Annotated in this window: 12 protein-coding genes; 5 read left to right on the top strand and 7 right to left on the bottom strand. The window is 42.6% G+C overall.

Annotation, left to right across the window (positions count from 1 at the left end; all coding sequences use genetic code 11):
- Positions 1-98: 98 nt before the first annotated feature.
- The 4 genes from L2755_RS14140 to L2755_RS14125 all read right to left on the bottom strand — a co-directional run bounded on the left by L2755_RS14140 (position 99) and on the right by L2755_RS14125 (position 8338).
- Positions 99-2717, bottom strand: coding sequence for a TonB-dependent receptor (locus L2755_RS14140; RefSeq protein WP_248981332.1), 2619 nt, complete (start codon positions 2715-2717; stop codon positions 99-101).
- Between the two features lie 1226 nt (positions 2718-3943).
- Complete coding sequence (locus L2755_RS14135) at positions 3944-4300, bottom strand: glutathione S-transferase N-terminal domain-containing protein (RefSeq protein WP_202285230.1); 357 nt, start codon at positions 4298-4300, stop codon at positions 3944-3946.
- 89 nt (positions 4301-4389) lie between these two features.
- Positions 4390-5022 (bottom strand): Type 1 glutamine amidotransferase-like domain-containing protein, encoded by a 633-nt coding sequence (locus L2755_RS14130; protein ID WP_248981331.1) that lies wholly within the window; start codon positions 5020-5022, stop codon positions 4390-4392.
- A 214-nt stretch (positions 5023-5236) separates the two neighbouring features.
- A complete protein-coding gene (locus L2755_RS14125; RefSeq protein WP_248981330.1) occupies positions 5237-8338 on the bottom strand; it encodes a DUF748 domain-containing protein in 3102 nt (1033 codons plus the stop codon).
- Positions 8339-8525: 187 nt separating this feature from the next.
- Between L2755_RS14125 and L2755_RS14120 the strand changes: the two genes are divergently transcribed.
- The gene (locus tag L2755_RS14120) at positions 8526-8858 is read left to right on the top strand and encodes a 2Fe-2S iron-sulfur cluster-binding protein (RefSeq protein WP_248981329.1); all 333 of its coding nucleotides are present in this window, start codon (positions 8526-8528) and stop codon (positions 8856-8858) included.
- 14 nt (positions 8859-8872) lie between these two features.
- Complete coding sequence (locus L2755_RS14115) at positions 8873-9535, top strand: FAD-binding oxidoreductase (RefSeq protein WP_248981328.1); 663 nt, start codon at positions 8873-8875, stop codon at positions 9533-9535.
- A gap of 17 nt (positions 9536-9552) precedes the next feature.
- Here the strand turns inward: L2755_RS14115 and L2755_RS14110 are convergent, their stop codons facing one another.
- Positions 9553-9939 (bottom strand): VOC family protein, encoded by a 387-nt coding sequence (locus L2755_RS14110; RefSeq protein ID WP_248981327.1) that lies wholly within the window; start codon positions 9937-9939, stop codon positions 9553-9555.
- A gap of 154 nt (positions 9940-10093) precedes the next feature.
- Between L2755_RS14110 and L2755_RS14105 the strand changes: the two genes are divergently transcribed.
- From L2755_RS14105 to L2755_RS14095, 3 genes are all read left to right on the top strand, one after another.
- A complete protein-coding gene (locus tag L2755_RS14105; protein ID WP_248981326.1) occupies positions 10094-10801 on the top strand; it encodes a DUF445 family protein in 708 nt (235 codons plus the stop codon).
- 139 nt (positions 10802-10940) lie between these two features.
- Positions 10941-11291, top strand: a complete 351-nt coding sequence (locus L2755_RS14100; RefSeq protein ID WP_248981325.1) for a VOC family protein — start codon at positions 10941-10943, stop codon at positions 11289-11291.
- A 52-nt stretch (positions 11292-11343) separates the two neighbouring features.
- Positions 11344-11688 (top strand): 5-carboxymethyl-2-hydroxymuconate Delta-isomerase, encoded by a 345-nt coding sequence (locus L2755_RS14095; protein ID WP_248981324.1) that lies wholly within the window; start codon positions 11344-11346, stop codon positions 11686-11688.
- 85 nt (positions 11689-11773) lie between these two features.
- Here L2755_RS14095 and asnB read toward each other — a convergent pair whose 3' ends face one another.
- Both asnB and L2755_RS14085 read right to left on the bottom strand, forming a co-directional pair.
- A complete protein-coding gene (asnB, locus tag L2755_RS14090; protein ID WP_248981323.1) occupies positions 11774-13444 on the bottom strand; it encodes an asparagine synthase B in 1671 nt (556 codons plus the stop codon).
- 414 nt (positions 13445-13858) lie between these two features.
- Entirely contained in the window at positions 13859-15505 is a 1647-nt protein-coding gene (locus L2755_RS14085; protein WP_248981322.1) for a M28 family metallopeptidase, read from the bottom strand.
- Between the last annotated feature and the right edge of the window lie 1508 nt (positions 15506-17013).

Here is a 17013-nt window from a genome sequence, read left to right as displayed (position 1 = left end):
TGCGATAACAGATCAGGGCGAGACATTAAATAAAAAGCCAGTTGGGCTACCAACTGGCTTAATGTACATAATCACTCTACTTTGGAACTCTAATCAACTTAGAATTTTTGCGTATAACTTGCTGTGTAAGTACGACCATATAAGTTATACAATGCAGCGTCATAATTTAAGTAAGAATCTAATACTGGGTCTTCGTTAGTTATATTACGAACACCTACATTAAACTTACCATTCCAGTCAGTCATATAGGAATAACTAGCATCGAATGTGGTTTGAGAGTCCAAGCTACCTATATTCTCATAGGTATTTGGATCAGTATTTTCAGCTTGGCCGTCAATGTATTGAGTGAGAAGTGATGCGTTGTGATCGCCATATGACCAATCAATTACCCATGTAAAGCGGTATTCAGGTAAGCCATTACGACCAGCCATGTCATTCACAGGGCCATCAAAGTATTCTTCATCTTCATAGGAAAGCACATAGGTAAGATCGAATGTTGAACCAAAATCACCGACAGCAGTTTCAAAGCCAGTGTATGTTAGGTTGAAATCGATACCTGTTGTATCAAAACCATTACCGTTAACAAGTGGGGTAGTGGCTTCAATTAGCGCGCCATCGGCACTGTCACCAGCACGAACAAGTTCACCACTTGTGTTACCGTAACCGACGTTTTGCTCTTCTCTTAATAAAGAGTTTAAAGAGATGAATGTGATTACATCATCAATACTTAGGTTGTAGTATTCAACTTTAGTGCTGAAATTATCTGTAATGTTCCAAATGGCACCTAAATTGTAAAAATCAGAAGTTTCAGGCTTAAGATTTTCATTAGATGTTCTTGTTACATCATACTGTTCTTCTTTGCAATCACCGGTCGAAATGCCGTTTATATCACAGTAGCGATAATCAGTAGCATCATCAGCACTGAATGAGTTTGGTGAATACAAATCAGATAAAGCAGGAGCGCGGAAACCTTGTCCCCATGACGCTCTAAGTACTACATCATCCAATACCTGATAGCGTAGTGCCACTTTAGGCGTTGTTGCAGTACCGAAATCTGAATAGTCATCATAACGGAAGGCTACGTTTAATTCTAAATCATCAGTAACTGGAATGATCGATTCAGCGAAGAATGCAAACACATCACGATCACCGGCCGAACCACCACCTGATGAGCCAATAACTTCGCCCGCAGAAGACTCTGCATCATAGTGAGATACATATTTATACTGTGAAAATTCAGTACCAATATACCAACCAACTATACCTGCTGGAAGCTCAATTACTTCAAAGTTTATGCCAGCGTTTAGGCTTTGGAAGTCCATCGTATCTTGTGCAAGAGTATCATGGGAAATAGCAGCGATAACCTCATCACTATTACCTTCTGGACCGAAGTTGAACTCACCACTTTCAACTAACGCTTCAACAGTAGGGCGATGTACATAGCCAGAACCATAGTTACTGTTTTCAGCTAAGTTGTAGTGGTATGTCACATCCCAACCAAAGTCATCATGCTCGCCAACCAAGCCAATTTGAATGTCGGTGCTGTAATCGATAGTGGTTGAGTCACGAGTACCCACATCAGTAAAGCGATAGTATGCACGACCTGCTTTTTCATTCAGGCCTGATGTAAAACCACCATTTCCGTCTGAAGTCAGAATTTCAACTTGACCAGCACCGACAGTGAAGTAGCCTGCAGCGGGTGCATAGCGACCAAATGTTTCATTACGAGAGAAAAGCCCTTGGCCTTCAAAAATAATTTCGTCAGTTAACTCATAGTTAGCTGATATATAGCCAGCGGTGTAATCACGGCCAGCGTGATCGGCGGCTTCAGCAGTGTAGTCGTAACCACATGCATAGCCATCTTTATAGCTGTATATTTGTCCACCATTGGCCATGTCTTCATTGTCACAGGCTGCCATTGGGCTGAATGTGCCGGTGTCAAGATCACGGAAGTTTCTTGCGTAAGTTGAAACACCTGTAGTGTCTGTTAAATCAGACGCACCTAGATTAGTTGAACTTGAGAACCAGCGATCTGCTTGGTAAATGATTTCACGACTTTGGTGTTCAAACGAGAATGTTAAGCTACCTTTATCGCTGCTTGTGCCACCGATAACATGGGCTTTCCATTCTTCACCACCATCTTGTTCAGGAAGGCTACCAGATGCTGAAACTTCTAATCCTTCATAATCTTTCTTAGTGATGATGTTTACTACACCGGCAACCGCATCTGAACCATAAACCGCAGAAGCACCATCAGACAAAATTTCAATACGCTCAATTGCAGCAGTTGGAATAGTATTCAGGTTTACGGCTGTGCCACCCATTGTTGGTGAGCCAGGCATACGTTTGCCATTTAATAGCACCAAGGTTCTATCTGCACCGGCGCCACGTAACGAAATATTGGATTGACTCTGCCATGAACTACCTGATGATTCAGCGGTTGAACCAAATGTGTTCAAGTTGCTGCGGCGTAATACGTCTGCAACTGACATTTCGCCCGTTTTTTCCATATCCGCTGCTGTAATCGTTGTGACAGGTGAAGAGCCTTCCATATCGGTTCTTTTGATACGAGAACCGGTAACTTGAATGCGTTCAACATTTCCCATTTCCTCAGCGTCTGCCGCAAGAACAACTGGCGAGCTAAGCGCGGCAGTTGCAGCAGCACCACTTACTAACGCAAAGCGTATCGCTTTGGCCAACTTCAAATTTACGTGCATTGTATTACTCCCTTGGAACCTATATTAGTTATATGTTTTATTTTAATTAGCTTTGTCTTTTTTAGGTGGCGAGAATGTAAATAAAAAAGCATTTCTCAGTTGGATAAAACCATAATAAAATAACTGTGGCAACATGCTCATCACAGGGTTTTCAGCTTAAAGGTCAGCTTGAGGTACTATTCTTATCACATAGTAATTATCAGTATGGTTACATTTTGTTTACTTGTAAGGTTGTAATTTGTAATATTGGTAACTCTGGGTTAATTAATAAACTACAAATGGCTAGCTTGTTATTTACATGTTGCGCCTAGGGGATCTTGATGTAAGCTCGGTACGCGATATTAATTAACGCACACTTAACATTGAAAGGTGTTTAAAAGTTTTTAATTAGTAAATAAATAATGAGAATAGAGAGCTGGATCACACTGCTGTAGCCATTGTATTTATTGATTTGTTGCGTACATATGGTGTTACATGCGCTTTTATTTATGACTTCAGAGGGCTGAAATCATTTTTTACAGGGCGGAATAGCTAATTTATTTGCGGGAATAGCTTTATTTTTGTTCGCTAAGTTTGGCTTGTAGCGGCTTAAAGGTCTCACTGTGACGTAAGTAGCAATAATAGTTGCGGCTATTAATTAAAATTTTTATATAAGTTAACAGTAATCTTGCTTTCTCCGTAGGAGTTAATAACCAAGTAACCGTTTTAAACATAGCCGTTGCACCAATAACCATTGAGAAGGTGAATGCAGCTTTAATAAGTTAAAGAAGGCTAAATAAATAATACTGCTCATTAATATCGCTAATGTTAGTAATATGCTAACTCAGCATACCGAAGTTAACAATCGCGTTGGCAATCCAGTGGTATTGCACTTGGAATAGTTCGTCTTGTAGAAAAAGCTAGATCTCAGCAACAATCATTCCAATGGGCGGAAAAAACCAACTAGGTACAATATGGCTAAGTTTAAAGTCGACTGCTCTGTTGTATATAAACATTGATAAGAAAATTAGCTGAATGACTATAGCTGCTCATTATAGGGGGGGGTAGTTAATCGGCTTAAGTATAGTGAGCGTAGATCTAAAATGGCTTGGCGGCTATGAGTCGAGTCGAGCTTGCATCGATAACTCGCTGATGTGCAGCTTATTGCCGCTGATTGCAATAACCCAAACAAAAAAAGGTAGCTCATAGGCTACCTTTTTAATCTCACTTGCAAAACGCTTTGGCGCTTAGGCAAACTTCTTATCTAAGAAGCCGATGATCTCAGATGACTCATACATCCAAATAGCTTGGCCTGCATCTTCAACTTTCATGCAAGGTACCTGCAACTTACCACCCTCGGTAAGTAAAGTGCTTTTATGTGGCTCCTGCTTTGCATCAAGGGTCACTATGTTAAGACCTTGACGGCGCAGTGAGCGGCGCACTTTCACACAGAAAGGACAAGCTTTGTACTCGTAGATGGTCATATTTTTAGTGGCATCATCTACTTTTTGCTGTTCAGCGATAGGACGCTTAAGCTTTTTTGGAGTGAAAATAAAGTTAAAAAACAAAATGATCCGGCCTAGCACCCAACGAATAACAAACATTTACTGCCCTTAATGTGTTTTGATCCGCGAAGATTTTACCCCATGCGCTGCTGGGTTAACAGCCTTGATTAGAAATCGTTTATTTAACACTAATTTTTAACTAACCGCGGTTGGCCGAATATCACTAATTTATCCCCTGCGAGTAACAGCGCGTCATCGTCACCACAGAGGTACGCAGCACTTTTAAGTGATCTAAGCTGTTGGTTGAAATTGGCATGGTTTAATTGAGCTATTTCAAAGTGTGGCACTATATGAAAGGGGACCAGGTTTAATGCTGTGAGCGCGGCGTGCGGCCCTTTTATTTGGTCGCCACAAAGTACGGCACTGGCGATTGACGGTGTTAACAACATTGCACCTGCGCTCACTCCCACTATTGCACCGCCATTCACGGCAAACTCTTTAAGAGGCTCAATGAGTTGTCGCTGCTTTATCGCTTGCAAAAACCGCTGTGTGTCGCCACCTGAAAGATGAATAACATCACAGGTTAATAGGGTATCAAGTGCTTGCTGACTAAACTCTGACTCAAGCTCTAAATAAACCGTCATCTCAGCATTGAGCTCAGCATAAAGTTGTTGGCTTTGTTGGTAATATTCGCGCTGTGGATCAGGCATTGATGCGATGTAACCTATTTTCGGCGTGGTACTGGTGAATGTTGACAGTAATTCACTGATGGCTAAGTGTGCATTTGGCGAAGTCGGCTGACTTATAAGGGCGAGGAGCATAAATCTTAATCCTTTAAAACGTGGAGTCCGTGATTACATTGTAAAATAATACCTTAGCTAAGGGTTTTGTCGGGGTAACCGCTAGGTGTTACTTAGTTAATTGCTGTTGTACTGTGTCTGTTGTTTGAAAGAAATCATAAAAAGGCACCTAAACTCAAGATCCTGAGCTTAGGTGCCTAATATTATACGTCTTGCCGTTAAGTTCTAATCAGTATTAGTTAGCCGTTAACGTCATTAACGCTTGGCTGGCGCCGGTATTTAGATCGACTTTGCTATCGAGCAAAAAGACTCTTTCAGGGGCAACGGTTTTATTGTCTGCTAAGAAAGTCTTCACTGCTATGGCTCGCTGCTGTGCTAGATCGCCTAATGCATCATTAGAGATCCGCTGACCGCCTAAGCTGAAATTGTATAATGCAATATGCCAACGGGTCGCTAACTCCTCAGCGGTCAGAGCATTATCGCCTTGGTGATCGGCTGCAATTGCTATTTTTACATCCATGGCCAGACCGGCAATTTCAGTTTCATAAAGTAATTTTAGCGCAGCAGATAATGCGCCTGATGTTGGATAAGTACTGGCGGTTAACGCCGCTGGCATCTGGTCAATCTCTATTTGAGCTAACTGCGCAAGCTTTTGTCGTAATTGCATTTCGGCCAATGCACGATTGTCTTCAGCGACATTAACGGCACCTTCTACATTCAATCTTAGCATAGGTCTATCGGCTAAGCCCTTGGCGAGCATCTCTAAGGTTGCTTTGGCATTTTCGTCTAGCTCAGCGGTACCTGCTGAAAAGTTTACTTTATCGAGTTCATCATCATCGCCGCCCAATAAATTGGCTAGCAGTGAAAAGGGGGCGGTAACGGCTTTGGTGATGATGTTTGTAAATGCGGTCATCACAATACTGCCGACACTGAAACTTGGCTCGTCTAAATCCCCCGATACTTGTAAGCCTAAATCAATAACGCCATGCCTATCTTGTAAGAGGGCGATAGCGAGAGTGACAGGCAAGGTGGTTGCTAAGCTACTGTTGCTTGGCTTACCCAGTTGCAGTTGATCGACCACTAAGTGATTCTCGCCCACCAATTGGTTGTTCTCGAGTCGGTATTTAAGATCTAACGATAATTGGCCTTTATCAATATAGTAACCCGCGTAAGTTCCCGAATAAGGGTTTACTGAGGTGAGCTCTACATGTTTGAAGCCCAGTGCTAAATCTAAAAATGGTTGTTCGAGTAAGGGGTTGATATCGCCTTTTAATGTGACCGGAGCATAGCGATCAATCTTACCCTTTATATCAACCGATGCTGCCTGTTTACTCGATGATGATAGCTTAGTAATTTGCCCATCAACTTGTTCGATACTGGCGGCAAAGTTAGGGGTCAGTGAATTATCGGCAAAGAAGGTAGAACCGTCTTCAATACTGATTTTATTGATGCTAATTGCCATCGAAGCGGATTTAGCTTTATCTGTTTCGCTGGTTAATGGCGCTGATACTTTTTGTTCTACTCGTGGCTTTTCGGGCATATCTGTGGCAATAACTTGCTTGTTGTTACTGACCATTAACTCGCCAAAGTTGGTGCTTTTGTCTTCAGCGATAATGATGCGGCCATAGGGCTGCTTTAGCGCGATATGATCTATTTCAATGCTGTTGGCTGCTCTATCGAAGCCAAATTGGTTTATATCGACGCTTTTCCACTTAAGCAGTGTCTTTTTTTGCACCGTATCTTTAATGAGCAAGTCGTCAATGTTGATCGCACCATTATAGCTAAGTTGCTCGGCTTCATTGTTAAGCAGCAGCGTCCCTTGGGTAGAGAGCTGACCCTTTTTTAGATCTATATTGAGATAGGGGCTGAGATAGTTCTGAAACTGGCTTAAGCCTAGCTCTGTCAGTGCTAGCTGATTAACTGATTTTTGCTGCTTAATATCGATGCTGCCATTTGATGATAATGCACCTTGCTGATTAATATTGAGCGAGAGTTGGTAATCAATCGGGCTTGATAGGTCGGCATTAATTTTGTCGGTAAGCAGCTTAATATCGCTTATCTGCCACAAGGTTCCCTGGGTGACTATTTTCTCGGTAAGATTGACTCGGTAATTCTCTAGCTCAATAGCATTTAAAATGGCTGTCCAAGGCAAGCTTTCTTTGCTGCTATCAAGAGTATTGTTAGACGCAACTTTCTGTTTCGCCGCCGTTGATATTTGTGCTAGCTTTGGTTGTAATAGCCTTTGTAGGTTACTGCCTTTTTGGTCGAGCGTCGTGTTAACAACCAAGCCTTGAGAATGTATTTTTTCGGCTGTTACTGTTTTTTTATGTAGATCAAAGTGAATGCCTTCAACCGCAAAAATGGGCAGAGTTGCAATAATGGCATCACTATTTTTAAGGGCGATACCTTCGAGTTTTACCACCCCATTACTGGTGGTTACTTGAAAATAGTCGGCCTTTTCTTCGAGTCGATATTGGCTGTCGACACTGAGTTGACCCGTCGCGAGATTGGCAATAAACAACTTATCTACAAATGACCAAAACTGCGGCAGTTGGATATTGGTTAATTGAATATCACCTACAACTGATAGTGGTTCTAATTGAACGATACCCTGAGTCGCAATTTCTCCGCCGTTATTACCGACAAGATGGATTGCATAGTGATTACTTTGCTCCCCCTTTTGGGTCTGCATTGATGCTTCAATGGCATTTTGAGAATCAAAGGACTTAATATTGAGGTTCACTTGTGGGTAGAGCAGTTTCCCTTGAGTGATATTGTCGATAAAGCGTAAGTCAGCATCAAGGATAGCCAAGTTCTGCAGCATAAAGTGTGGCAGACCAGTCGACGCGGCAGAGGTTTGCTCTGTGGTTGATGCGTTATTTTGCGCTAGAGTATCGATAATATCGCTGAAGTTGAACGTCATAGCGTTATCCGCTTTGAGCCTTTCAACATTGACAGACGGCTTTAGTAAGGTGACATCGGCAATGCTAAAAGCGCCGTTGAAAATAGAATGCCAAAAACGAAACTCAAAAGTCAGCTGTTCAAACCCAACAAATTCATTACTGTTTAGGTTAGTCTTGGCTTCTTGTATTTGAAATTGATCGATAGCCACTTTCAAGGTAAAGGGGTTTATATGGACATCGCTTAATGTCACAGTGCGCTGTAGCATTGTTGTTAACTGCTTCGGTACTTGCTTAACGGCGATATAGGGTATTAGCAAGCCTAAAATGGCGGTAAAAATAACATAAAGCGTAACCGCGAGCATGAGCAAGCGCTGATAGCGTGGTCGTTGGCGGTATTTATCTCTAAACCCTGTGAGTGTTTTGGCAATAAGCATGCTGACCTTAACTTCTTTTAAATGAATGAGCACTGTTTCTGCAGCTGGTGAGAACTTGGTTTATGCTGAATTGTCACAAGAGTGTTACAAAGCAGAAGTGGGCTTCTATAATTTTAGCTACATTATTATGGAAGTGCGGCTGATATCATAATATTTTTTGTTATTAATTGAGAATAAATGTTCGCCAATGACAACTTTCTTTTTAGATGGCCAAGCTTTTGATTCCGCTGAAGATGAATCAGTACTAGAGACCCTCATTCGCAGTGGTAGCTCGATAAACTATTCCTGTAAAAAAGGCGCTTGTAAAACGTGCTTGGTGCAGCACGTCTCAGGGGAGCTTAGTGCGGGATCACAGCGAGGTTTAACTGCGCGGCTAAAAGCAAATCATTACCTTTGTGCTTGCCAGTGCCAACCGGTGGAAGGACTCAAACTAAAAACGGTGTTTGAGCAAGACTTGTTTGTGTCCGCGCAGCTGCTTGAGCGAGTGTTTTTGACTGAAAGTGTACTGAAAGTGTACTGAAGGTGCTGATTAAGTTGTCTGAAAACCTTCATTGTTATGCAGGACAATATATCAACCTCAGACGGTTTGATGGACTGACACGCAGTTATGCAGTCGCTAAGGTCTTTGATGGCAATGTTATTGAGCTGCACATTAGCCGAAAATATAATGGTCTATTGAGCGGTTGGCTATTTGGCACCGTCAGTATTGGTGAGCAGCTCCTCATTCAAGGGCCTTTAGGCCAATGTATCTATAAAGCAGCGTACCAACAGGATAAACTTATCTTAATAGGTCATGGGACGGGGTTCGGCGCTGTGATGGGTATTGTAGAGCAGGCGCTAGCAATGTCCCATCAAGCTGAGATCCATCTTTATCATGGTGCTCGCACAGTCGATGAGCTTTACCTTCATAAAAAGTCCCTGTCCTTGATGTTGGCGCATAAAAATGTCCACTATCGTGCCTGCATCACTGCTAAAGCCCAAGTTGATTTGGTTGATAAGCGTTACTTGCAAATTCAACCCTTTGAGCTTGCAGCTAAAGAACACCCGATTAATCGCCATAATCGGGTGTTTCTTTGCGGTGACGCGGAGGCTGTGGTTAACGCACAGCAACAGGCTTTTTTAGATGGATTTGAATACGCGAAAATTCACGTATTGCCATTTGAATACAAAGATTTGCGCTCGGTTAAACGAAGGTGAATTGAATGCTGTATTGATCATTTAGCGGCTTGTAGGTAACTGATGGCAGCGATAATGGCCCCTTGGGGATCTTTTAACCAACAAAAACGACCAATGCCAACGATATCTTCTGGGCCAAATAGAATGTCAGCGCCTAATTCAAGGGCTTTTTCGGCTACAGCATCCACATTTGTCACCGTGATATATCCGGTCCAATTACTCGGCATTGCAGGTGCTGGACTTTGCACTATGCCACCGATATCGATGCCGTCATTGATAATAATATGATAGGGGGCATTGGCAACGACAATGGGCTTAAATCGCCAACCAAATACTTCACTATAAAAGGCCATCGCTTCTTCACTGCTGCTGGCGGTTAGTTCATGCCAACTCAAAGAGCCCGAACTGCTTGATGTGGGGTTCATCAGCTTTCCTTGGTAGGTACTGCTTGAATAAGTGTAGCTTCTAAGATTGCGTTGTCTGCCTCGATTTGTAGTAACGGATAAATTATTGTGTTGCTTAGTGTCTTTAACGGGAGGTAACATAGCCCGTTTTCAATCATGCTCATGGGGAATTAGCTTGAATAAAAGTGTTGTTACCAATTTAATTGCTGCGATAGCGGTGTTAGCCGGCTACCTGCTGGCGTCGCCCATTTTATTGACGGTAGGGCTGTTTGCATTGTCTGGCGCAATAACCAATTGGCTTGCAATCCATATGCTTTTTGAGAAAGTGCCCGGGCTTTATGGTTCTGGTGTGGTGCCTTCGCGTTTTGAAGAGTTTAAAGAGGGGATCTCTCATCTAATGATGAAGCAGTTCTTTACCGAAGAAAATATTGAGCGATTCCTGTCGCAGCAAGGCGGCGCTGAAAAGCATATTGATTTGGCTCCGGTCATTGAAAAACTCGATCTTTCGCCCGCTTTTGATGCTCTGGTTAGCACTATTTCACAATCTTCATTCGGTGGTATGTTAGAGATGTTTGGTGGAACAGAGGCGATACAGCCAATGCGTGAACCTTTCATTGATAAAATGAAGGCGTCGCTCAGTGACATATCACAATCAGATCAGTTTTATGAATTGCTGAAAGCCGAGCTTGAACAGAGTGATGTGATTGATGATATGCGGGTTAAAATCGAAGAGATTGTCAGCCAGCGTTTAAATGAGTTAACACCTCAGCTGGTTAAAGAGATCGTGCAAGACATGATTAAGAAGCACTTAGGTTGGCTCGTTGTTTGGGGCGGCATTTTTGGTGGTTTAATAGGCTTAGCTGCGGCGCTGGTTCAAGGCTGATTTAACTTAGGTTAATGGCAAGTAATAGATGATGAAAGGGAGCTTAGGCTCCCTTTTTTGTGGCCAGCGTTCTATAGCCTTATGGTAGAACGTGATATTGTCTTAGCGATAAAGCTAATTTCGTTATAGGGAGCCATCGATGAGCCAGCATCACACGATTAACTATTTGGAAATGCCTGTGAGTAATATTCAGGCGAGCAAGGATTTTTTCAGCCAGGTTTTTGCTTGGGAATTTGTTGATTACGGACCGGAATATACCTGTTTTTTAAATGCCGGGATCAGCGGTGGTTTTTACTTGTCTGAGCAAGACTTTACCTTAGCGAAAGGCTCACCATTAGTGGTGCTCTATTCAAATGATTTAAGTCTATCATTGCAAAATGTTGTTGCTGCGGGTGGAGTGGTGAGCAAAGACATATTTTCGTTTCCGGGTGGGCGTCGATTTCACTTTCTCGATCCTAATGGGAATGAATTTGCTGTATGGTCTGAATAATAACGAGCATAAGAACGAGTACTAACACTATAAATAAAAACAAGGGCTGAACATGCCGCATTGTGTTATCGAGTACGCTAAACCGTTGAAGCACGTTATATCAATAGAAGCGATGGTCGAAGCCATACATCAAGCTTTGATTGATTCCGACCTATTTGAAGCAACGGCCGTTAAAACCCGCGCTCATGGCGTAGAGCACTTTAGAGTAGGTGAAGATGAAGCTAACACCTTCGTGCATATTCATATGGCCATTATGCCTGGACGCAGCGACCAGGAAAAAGCGCTATTGCTTGAGCGGGTATTTGAGTCTATTTCGCTGATCACTAATGTAGTTAGCAGCGTGACCATGGAAATTGTCGATATTAACAAGCAGCATTACTTAAAGGTGATCAACTAAAAGTACTTAACTAACGATGCTAATCACTTTTTGTTAAGGAAAGAAAAGCCACTCAATCGAGTGGCTTTTTATTGAATAACTCCCATTAGCTTATATAAGCGCTGTCGTGAACAGACTGTACAGCGCGTCCAGATGGGTCGATGATGCCTTGTAGACTTTCATCCCAAGCTAGTGCTTCTGGAGTTGAACAGGCTACCGACTTTCCGCCAGGGACTGTTTCAGCTGCGCTGGTCAGCGGGAATAGCTCTTCAAAGAAGGTACGATAGAAGTAGCCTTCTTTGGTCTCTGGCGTGTTGTACGGGAACCTAAATTTTGCATTTGCCAGTTGCAGATCGTCAACGTGCTTGGCAGCATGCTCTTTTAGACCATCAATCCAAGAGTAACCAACGCCATCACTGAACTGCTCCTTTTGGCGCCAAGTAACTTCTTTTGGCAATTTGTGCTCAAACGCTTTGCGCAAAATGTGCTTTTCAATCTTACCATTTTTTGACATTTTAGCTTCTGGGTTAATACGCATTGCGACGTCTATAAACTCTTTGTCGAGGAAGGGTACCCGAGCTTCAAGCCCCCACGCTGCCATGGCTTTGTTGGCACGCAGGCAATCAAATAGGTGCAACTTATCGAGCTTACGGACTAGCTCTTCATGAAAGGCTTGTGCATTGGGGGCTTTGTGGAAGTATAAGTAGCCGCCAAATAACTCATCAGCCCCTTCACCCGATAGCACCATCTTAATGCCCATGGCTTTAATTTTACGCGCCATTAGGTACATAGGTGTCGCGGCGCGAATAGTGGTCACGTCATAGGTTTCAAGATGATAAATCACATCTTTAATGGCATCGATGCCATCTTGAAAGGTAAAGGTGATTTCGTGGTGGATAGTACCTATCACGTCAGCGACTTTCTTTGCTGCGATAAGATCTGGTGCGCCCTCAAGGCCTACTGCAAATGAATGTAATTGCGGCCACCATGCACTGGTTTCGCCATCATCTTCAATGCGTCGCTTGGCAAATGTCTGGGTAATTGCTGAAATGACCGATGAGTCTAAACCGCCGGAAAGTAGCACGCCGTAGGGGACATCTGACATCAATTGACGCTTAACGGCAGCTTCTAGTGCTTCACGTACCTCTTCGCTGCTGGCTGGGTTGTTTTGAACTGCGGAAAACTCACGCCAATCACGTTGATAGTATTGAGTAAGCTCACCTATTTCGCTCGATAAAAAATGACCTGGGGAGAAAGTTTCAACGGTTTTACATACTGGCATCAGCGCTTTCATTTCTGAAGACACATAGAAGTTACCTTCGCTATCACGACCCGTATAGAGCGGGATGATGCCCATATGGTCGCGGCCGATTAGATAAGTATCTTTAGCTTTGTCGTATAAAACGAAGGCGAAGATGCCGTTGAGCTTATCTAAAAATGCCGTGCCGTATTCCTGATATAGAGCCAGAATGACTTCGCAATCAGAGTTCGTTTGATAGCTGTATTTATCACCGAGCTCCGCTTTAAGCTCTTTGTGGTTATAGATCTCGCCATTGACAGCCAAAACAATACTTTCATCTTGGCTTAGCAACGGCTGTGCGCCGTGCTCAATATCGACAATGGCTAAGCGCTCATGGGCCAGAATGGCTTTATCACTGCTATAGATCCCTGACCAATCAGGTCCACGGTGACGTAACAGTTTTGACATTTCGAGTGCGACTTGGCGCAGTGGCATTGCGTCAGATTGAATATCTAAAATAGCGAAAATTGAACACATAGGTCACTCCAAAAAAATGTCAGTCTTAATCTCAATTGAGTATTACTCTGCCATTGAAAACGAATAAGCACAAATCTAAAAATAGAGTTTCATCTGTGAATCGCTGCTTTGACTGTGTTAATCGCTATTAATTTAGTTATTAAATTATGTAATGTTCATCTTGTTGCTGGTTATGGTGTGTAATCCTTATTTTGATGTCGGGTAGTGCGGCTTCTACTGGAGATATGATAATGCACTGCAGATAATGACAACAATGAGAGGAATTTGGTTAATTTAGTGATATTGGGCACAAAATGATGAACTGATGGGGTTAATTAATGCAGCGGAAAAATCATTTTGGATTAAGGTCATCCATAAAAAACGCTCGCAAGCGGATAGCTTACGAGCGTTATACGTTATATCGACAGCTACTGACTATTTGCTATCAGCTTTTGCGGGCCTAAGTGAGTGAAACTCAGTACCGCTGAAATAGCCTGGCCAGTCGTTATTATTGCCCAATGCTGTTGCTGCATTGTAGTAGATGGCTAAATCTTCTAGCGCCCCACTCAAGTCCCAATCCTCTCGGTACTCGTCACAAACGTTGTGATAACAGCCTTTCATCTTCAGCTTCATCATCACTTTGTATTGCGCTGTGGCTTCATCAATCGGTTGGCTGCCGCCGCCAGCGAATACTGCTGGGACCCCATGTTTGGCGAAACTGAAGTGATCAGAGCGGAAGAAGCCGCCAGACTCTGGGTGTTTTTCACTGGTTGCTGTGCGGTTTTGCCCTGCAACAGCCGCAATTAAATAGTTTTCCAACTCAGATTTACCTTTACCTACGATGGTGTAATCTGTTGTGCGACCATAAATGTTGGTGCTATCTAAGTTAAAGACGGCAACGGTTTTTTCCAATGGATATACCGGATTTGAGGCGTAGTAACGCGAGCCGAGTAAGCCTTGCTCTTCACCTGTCGTCGCCACAAAGGTGACTGAACGGGCAAGTGGATTGCCGTTCTTTGCCTGCTTGGCGAATTGGCGGGCAATCTCTAATATACCCGCCGTACCTGAAGCATTGTCTAGTGCGCCGTTGTAAATTTGATCGCCATCTTTGCTGGGGTCTAAGCCTATGTGGTCCCAGTGAGCGGTAAATAGGATCTGCTCATCAGCACGGCTGCTACCTGGTAACGTGGCAACAACATTATAGCTGTTGGCATATTCGGTTTTATTCTCGAACGCGATAGAGGCCGTTTGGTTAAGCGCTATGTTGATAGCACTACTCGCGGCGCGATCCGAGACTGTGTTTAGAGAAAGACCTGCTTTTTCAAATAATTTGCTGGCGACATCAAGGGTCATCCAACCTTCAACTTCTATCCATTTCGCTTGCTCTTCTTTACTGCGCACGAGATCTTGCTGTGCACCAGTCCAGCTACTTTCGACAACGGACCAAGGATAAGAGGCTGGCTTGGTATCATGAATGATAATGGCACCTAACGCGCCTTGACGGCTGGCTTCTTCGAACTTATAACTCCAGCGACCATAGTAAGTCATCGCTTTACCGTCGAATTTTCCTGATGTTGGTAGAGCAAATCCTGGGTCGTTGACTAAAATAACCGCAATTTTGCCCGTCATGTCAACATCTTGGTAATCGTTCCATTGATACTCGGGAGCGTTGATCCCATAACCAACAAATACTAGTGGTGCATTAGCAATATCAACCTTAGTAATATCATGACGACTGCCTACAACCACATCTTGACGATGCTGTAATTGCATATCACCGAAACGGATAGATTGCTGTTCTGATGCGGTATAAGTCACCATCGGTACCGCTTGCAGGTAATCTTTGCCATTGGGCTTGGTTAGCCCCATTTCAGCAAATGCCTTGCTAAGGTAGTCCAAGGTTAGCTGTTCGCCTTTGGTTGTTGGTGCGCGCCCTTCAAACTCATCTGAAGCGAGGACTCTTATGTCTTGGCGGAAACGAGATTCGTCAAAGGAGATTTTTTCTGGGGTGACTACATCTGTTGTATGTTGGCTGCAAGCACTGAGCAGAGCAAGTGCACAGATTGGAAGTATAGTGCGCATCAATATGTCCTATTATTGTTGTTTTAGGCTTTTGTATTGTTTTCGATAATTCATTGAGAATTTTAGCTGGCAATAATGGCGGAAACTTACCCATGATGACAAGCGGTAGAGAGCCTGAAAGTGTTACTTGATATTGCATAATCGACCTATTCTGCTAATGAGCGCGGTTCCTCAAAGGTTTTAAAGGGCGGCTAGCGAGTGCTACTGACGCAGAGCTTCCAACGTAAGTATGAGATATTTTTGCCCTCCACTGTTTAGATTGAGTAAACGGCAATGCCGGCACCGGTTTTCATTTTAAATGCATTTAGTGCTTTTGGCATGTTACTTAGCTCTTGTAGCACTCTTAGTTATCAGTCAATTAACGCAGTCATTTAACGTTAAATTTCCCGCGGGGCATTATTCTGCATGCGTAAGGGCTATAGAGGAGGTATTGCAAATATTTTCTTTCACCTTTGCTTAAAGACTGAGCCAAGAATATCTTTTGTTAAATAAACACTTAGCTGAGGTGGAGATTAGTTTGTGTCCAGTCCCCCTCCATCTACAATCACAAAAAACAAATTGGCGCTTGTGTGTACACATGTGTGTAGCTACTATTGCAGTCCAATTTTGATTTGTTGTTTGCCCATGGGGTAGGTGAGTGCTAATAACAATTGCTACGAGTTAAAGAGAGTCCAAAATAGTTAGATTGTTTCCAGCGAATATTTTTTCACGTTGATCATTACTAAATACATCTGCACTGATCCGATAATTTATTATTTATTATTTATTATTTATTTTTGCATCTCGGATTACCTATCTAGGCAAGCCGTTATGTACACTTTCTTAAGAGGCTATATGTCACTTTTCCGTAAAAGAACACCTTGGTACAAAAAGAAACAAAAACACAAACTAGAGAAAGGGCTGTCTTTGTTTTGCCTTACAGTCATAGTTGTGATGTTAAATCTGTAAGCAGAATCAAAATACTCGGACAAAACTGAACGTCTACTGAGTTAATTTTGATTGAGTTTATACCGCAAGTTAACTTGACTATTTTTTTAGTCCACTTTCAAAACCTATCTCCAGCTAATGGTCTATTTCTGGCTGACATAAGTGATTACCCTACAGTAAGTGAAAAATGACTTTCTAAGACTGTATCAACTTGCAGATAGTCAGTCGTTAGTGCTGTTAATATTGATTTTGCGGTATAAATTATATAGGCAGTGTGAATTGTGTTACCTATAGATAGAACATCTTCTGTTACTTCGATATCTTATTGCAATTATCAAGTCATGGGAACTGGCTAGCTTAAGATTGTGCCAATCAGCTCATGAGTGGAAATGATGGTAAGTTGCTTGATATCGCTCTATTTAGCTTTCTATTACAAGCAGTTTCATTAACAAATAATCAGGGATTGATATTTTATGAAAAATCGTAAGCGTGTAGGGAAAACGATGAAAAGACACAAAAACAAATTGGAGAAGCTACTGTCCGCATTCTGCCTAATTGTCATTTTATTTATGCTGTTTTTA

Source organism: Shewanella abyssi (assembly GCF_023284025.1).
GTDB classification, from domain to species: domain Bacteria; phylum Pseudomonadota; class Gammaproteobacteria; order Enterobacterales; family Shewanellaceae; genus Shewanella; species Shewanella abyssi.
Note: the sequence above shows the minus strand (reverse complement) of the source record. Positions and strands in the feature narration are given on the sequence as shown.

Coding starts and splice junctions, on each gene's coding strand:
- L2755_RS14140 (WP_248981332.1), bottom strand. CDS start 2,717: ATGCACGTAAATTTGAAGTTGGCCAAAGCGATACGCTTTGCGTTAGTA.
- L2755_RS14135 (WP_202285230.1), bottom strand. CDS start 4,300: ATGTTTGTTATTCGTTGGGTGCTAGGCCGGATCATTTTGTTTTTTAAC.
- L2755_RS14130 (WP_248981331.1), bottom strand. CDS start 5,022: ATGCTCCTCGCCCTTATAAGTCAGCCGACTTCGCCAAATGCACACTTA.
- L2755_RS14125 (WP_248981330.1), bottom strand. CDS start 8,338: ATGCTTATTGCCAAAACACTCACAGGGTTTAGAGATAAATACCGCCAA.
- L2755_RS14120 (WP_248981329.1), top strand. CDS start 8,526: ATGACAACTTTCTTTTTAGATGGCCAAGCTTTTGATTCCGCTGAAGAT.
- L2755_RS14110 (WP_248981327.1), bottom strand. CDS start 9,939: ATGAACCCCACATCAAGCAGTTCGGGCTCTTTGAGTTGGCATGAACTA.
- L2755_RS14100 (WP_248981325.1), top strand. CDS start 10,941: ATGAGCCAGCATCACACGATTAACTATTTGGAAATGCCTGTGAGTAAT.
- L2755_RS14095 (WP_248981324.1), top strand. CDS start 11,344: ATGCCGCATTGTGTTATCGAGTACGCTAAACCGTTGAAGCACGTTATA.
- asnB (WP_248981323.1), bottom strand. CDS start 13,444: ATGTGTTCAATTTTCGCTATTTTAGATATTCAATCTGACGCAATGCCA.
- L2755_RS14085 (WP_248981322.1), bottom strand. CDS start 15,505: ATGCGCACTATACTTCCAATCTGTGCACTTGCTCTGCTCAGTGCTTGC.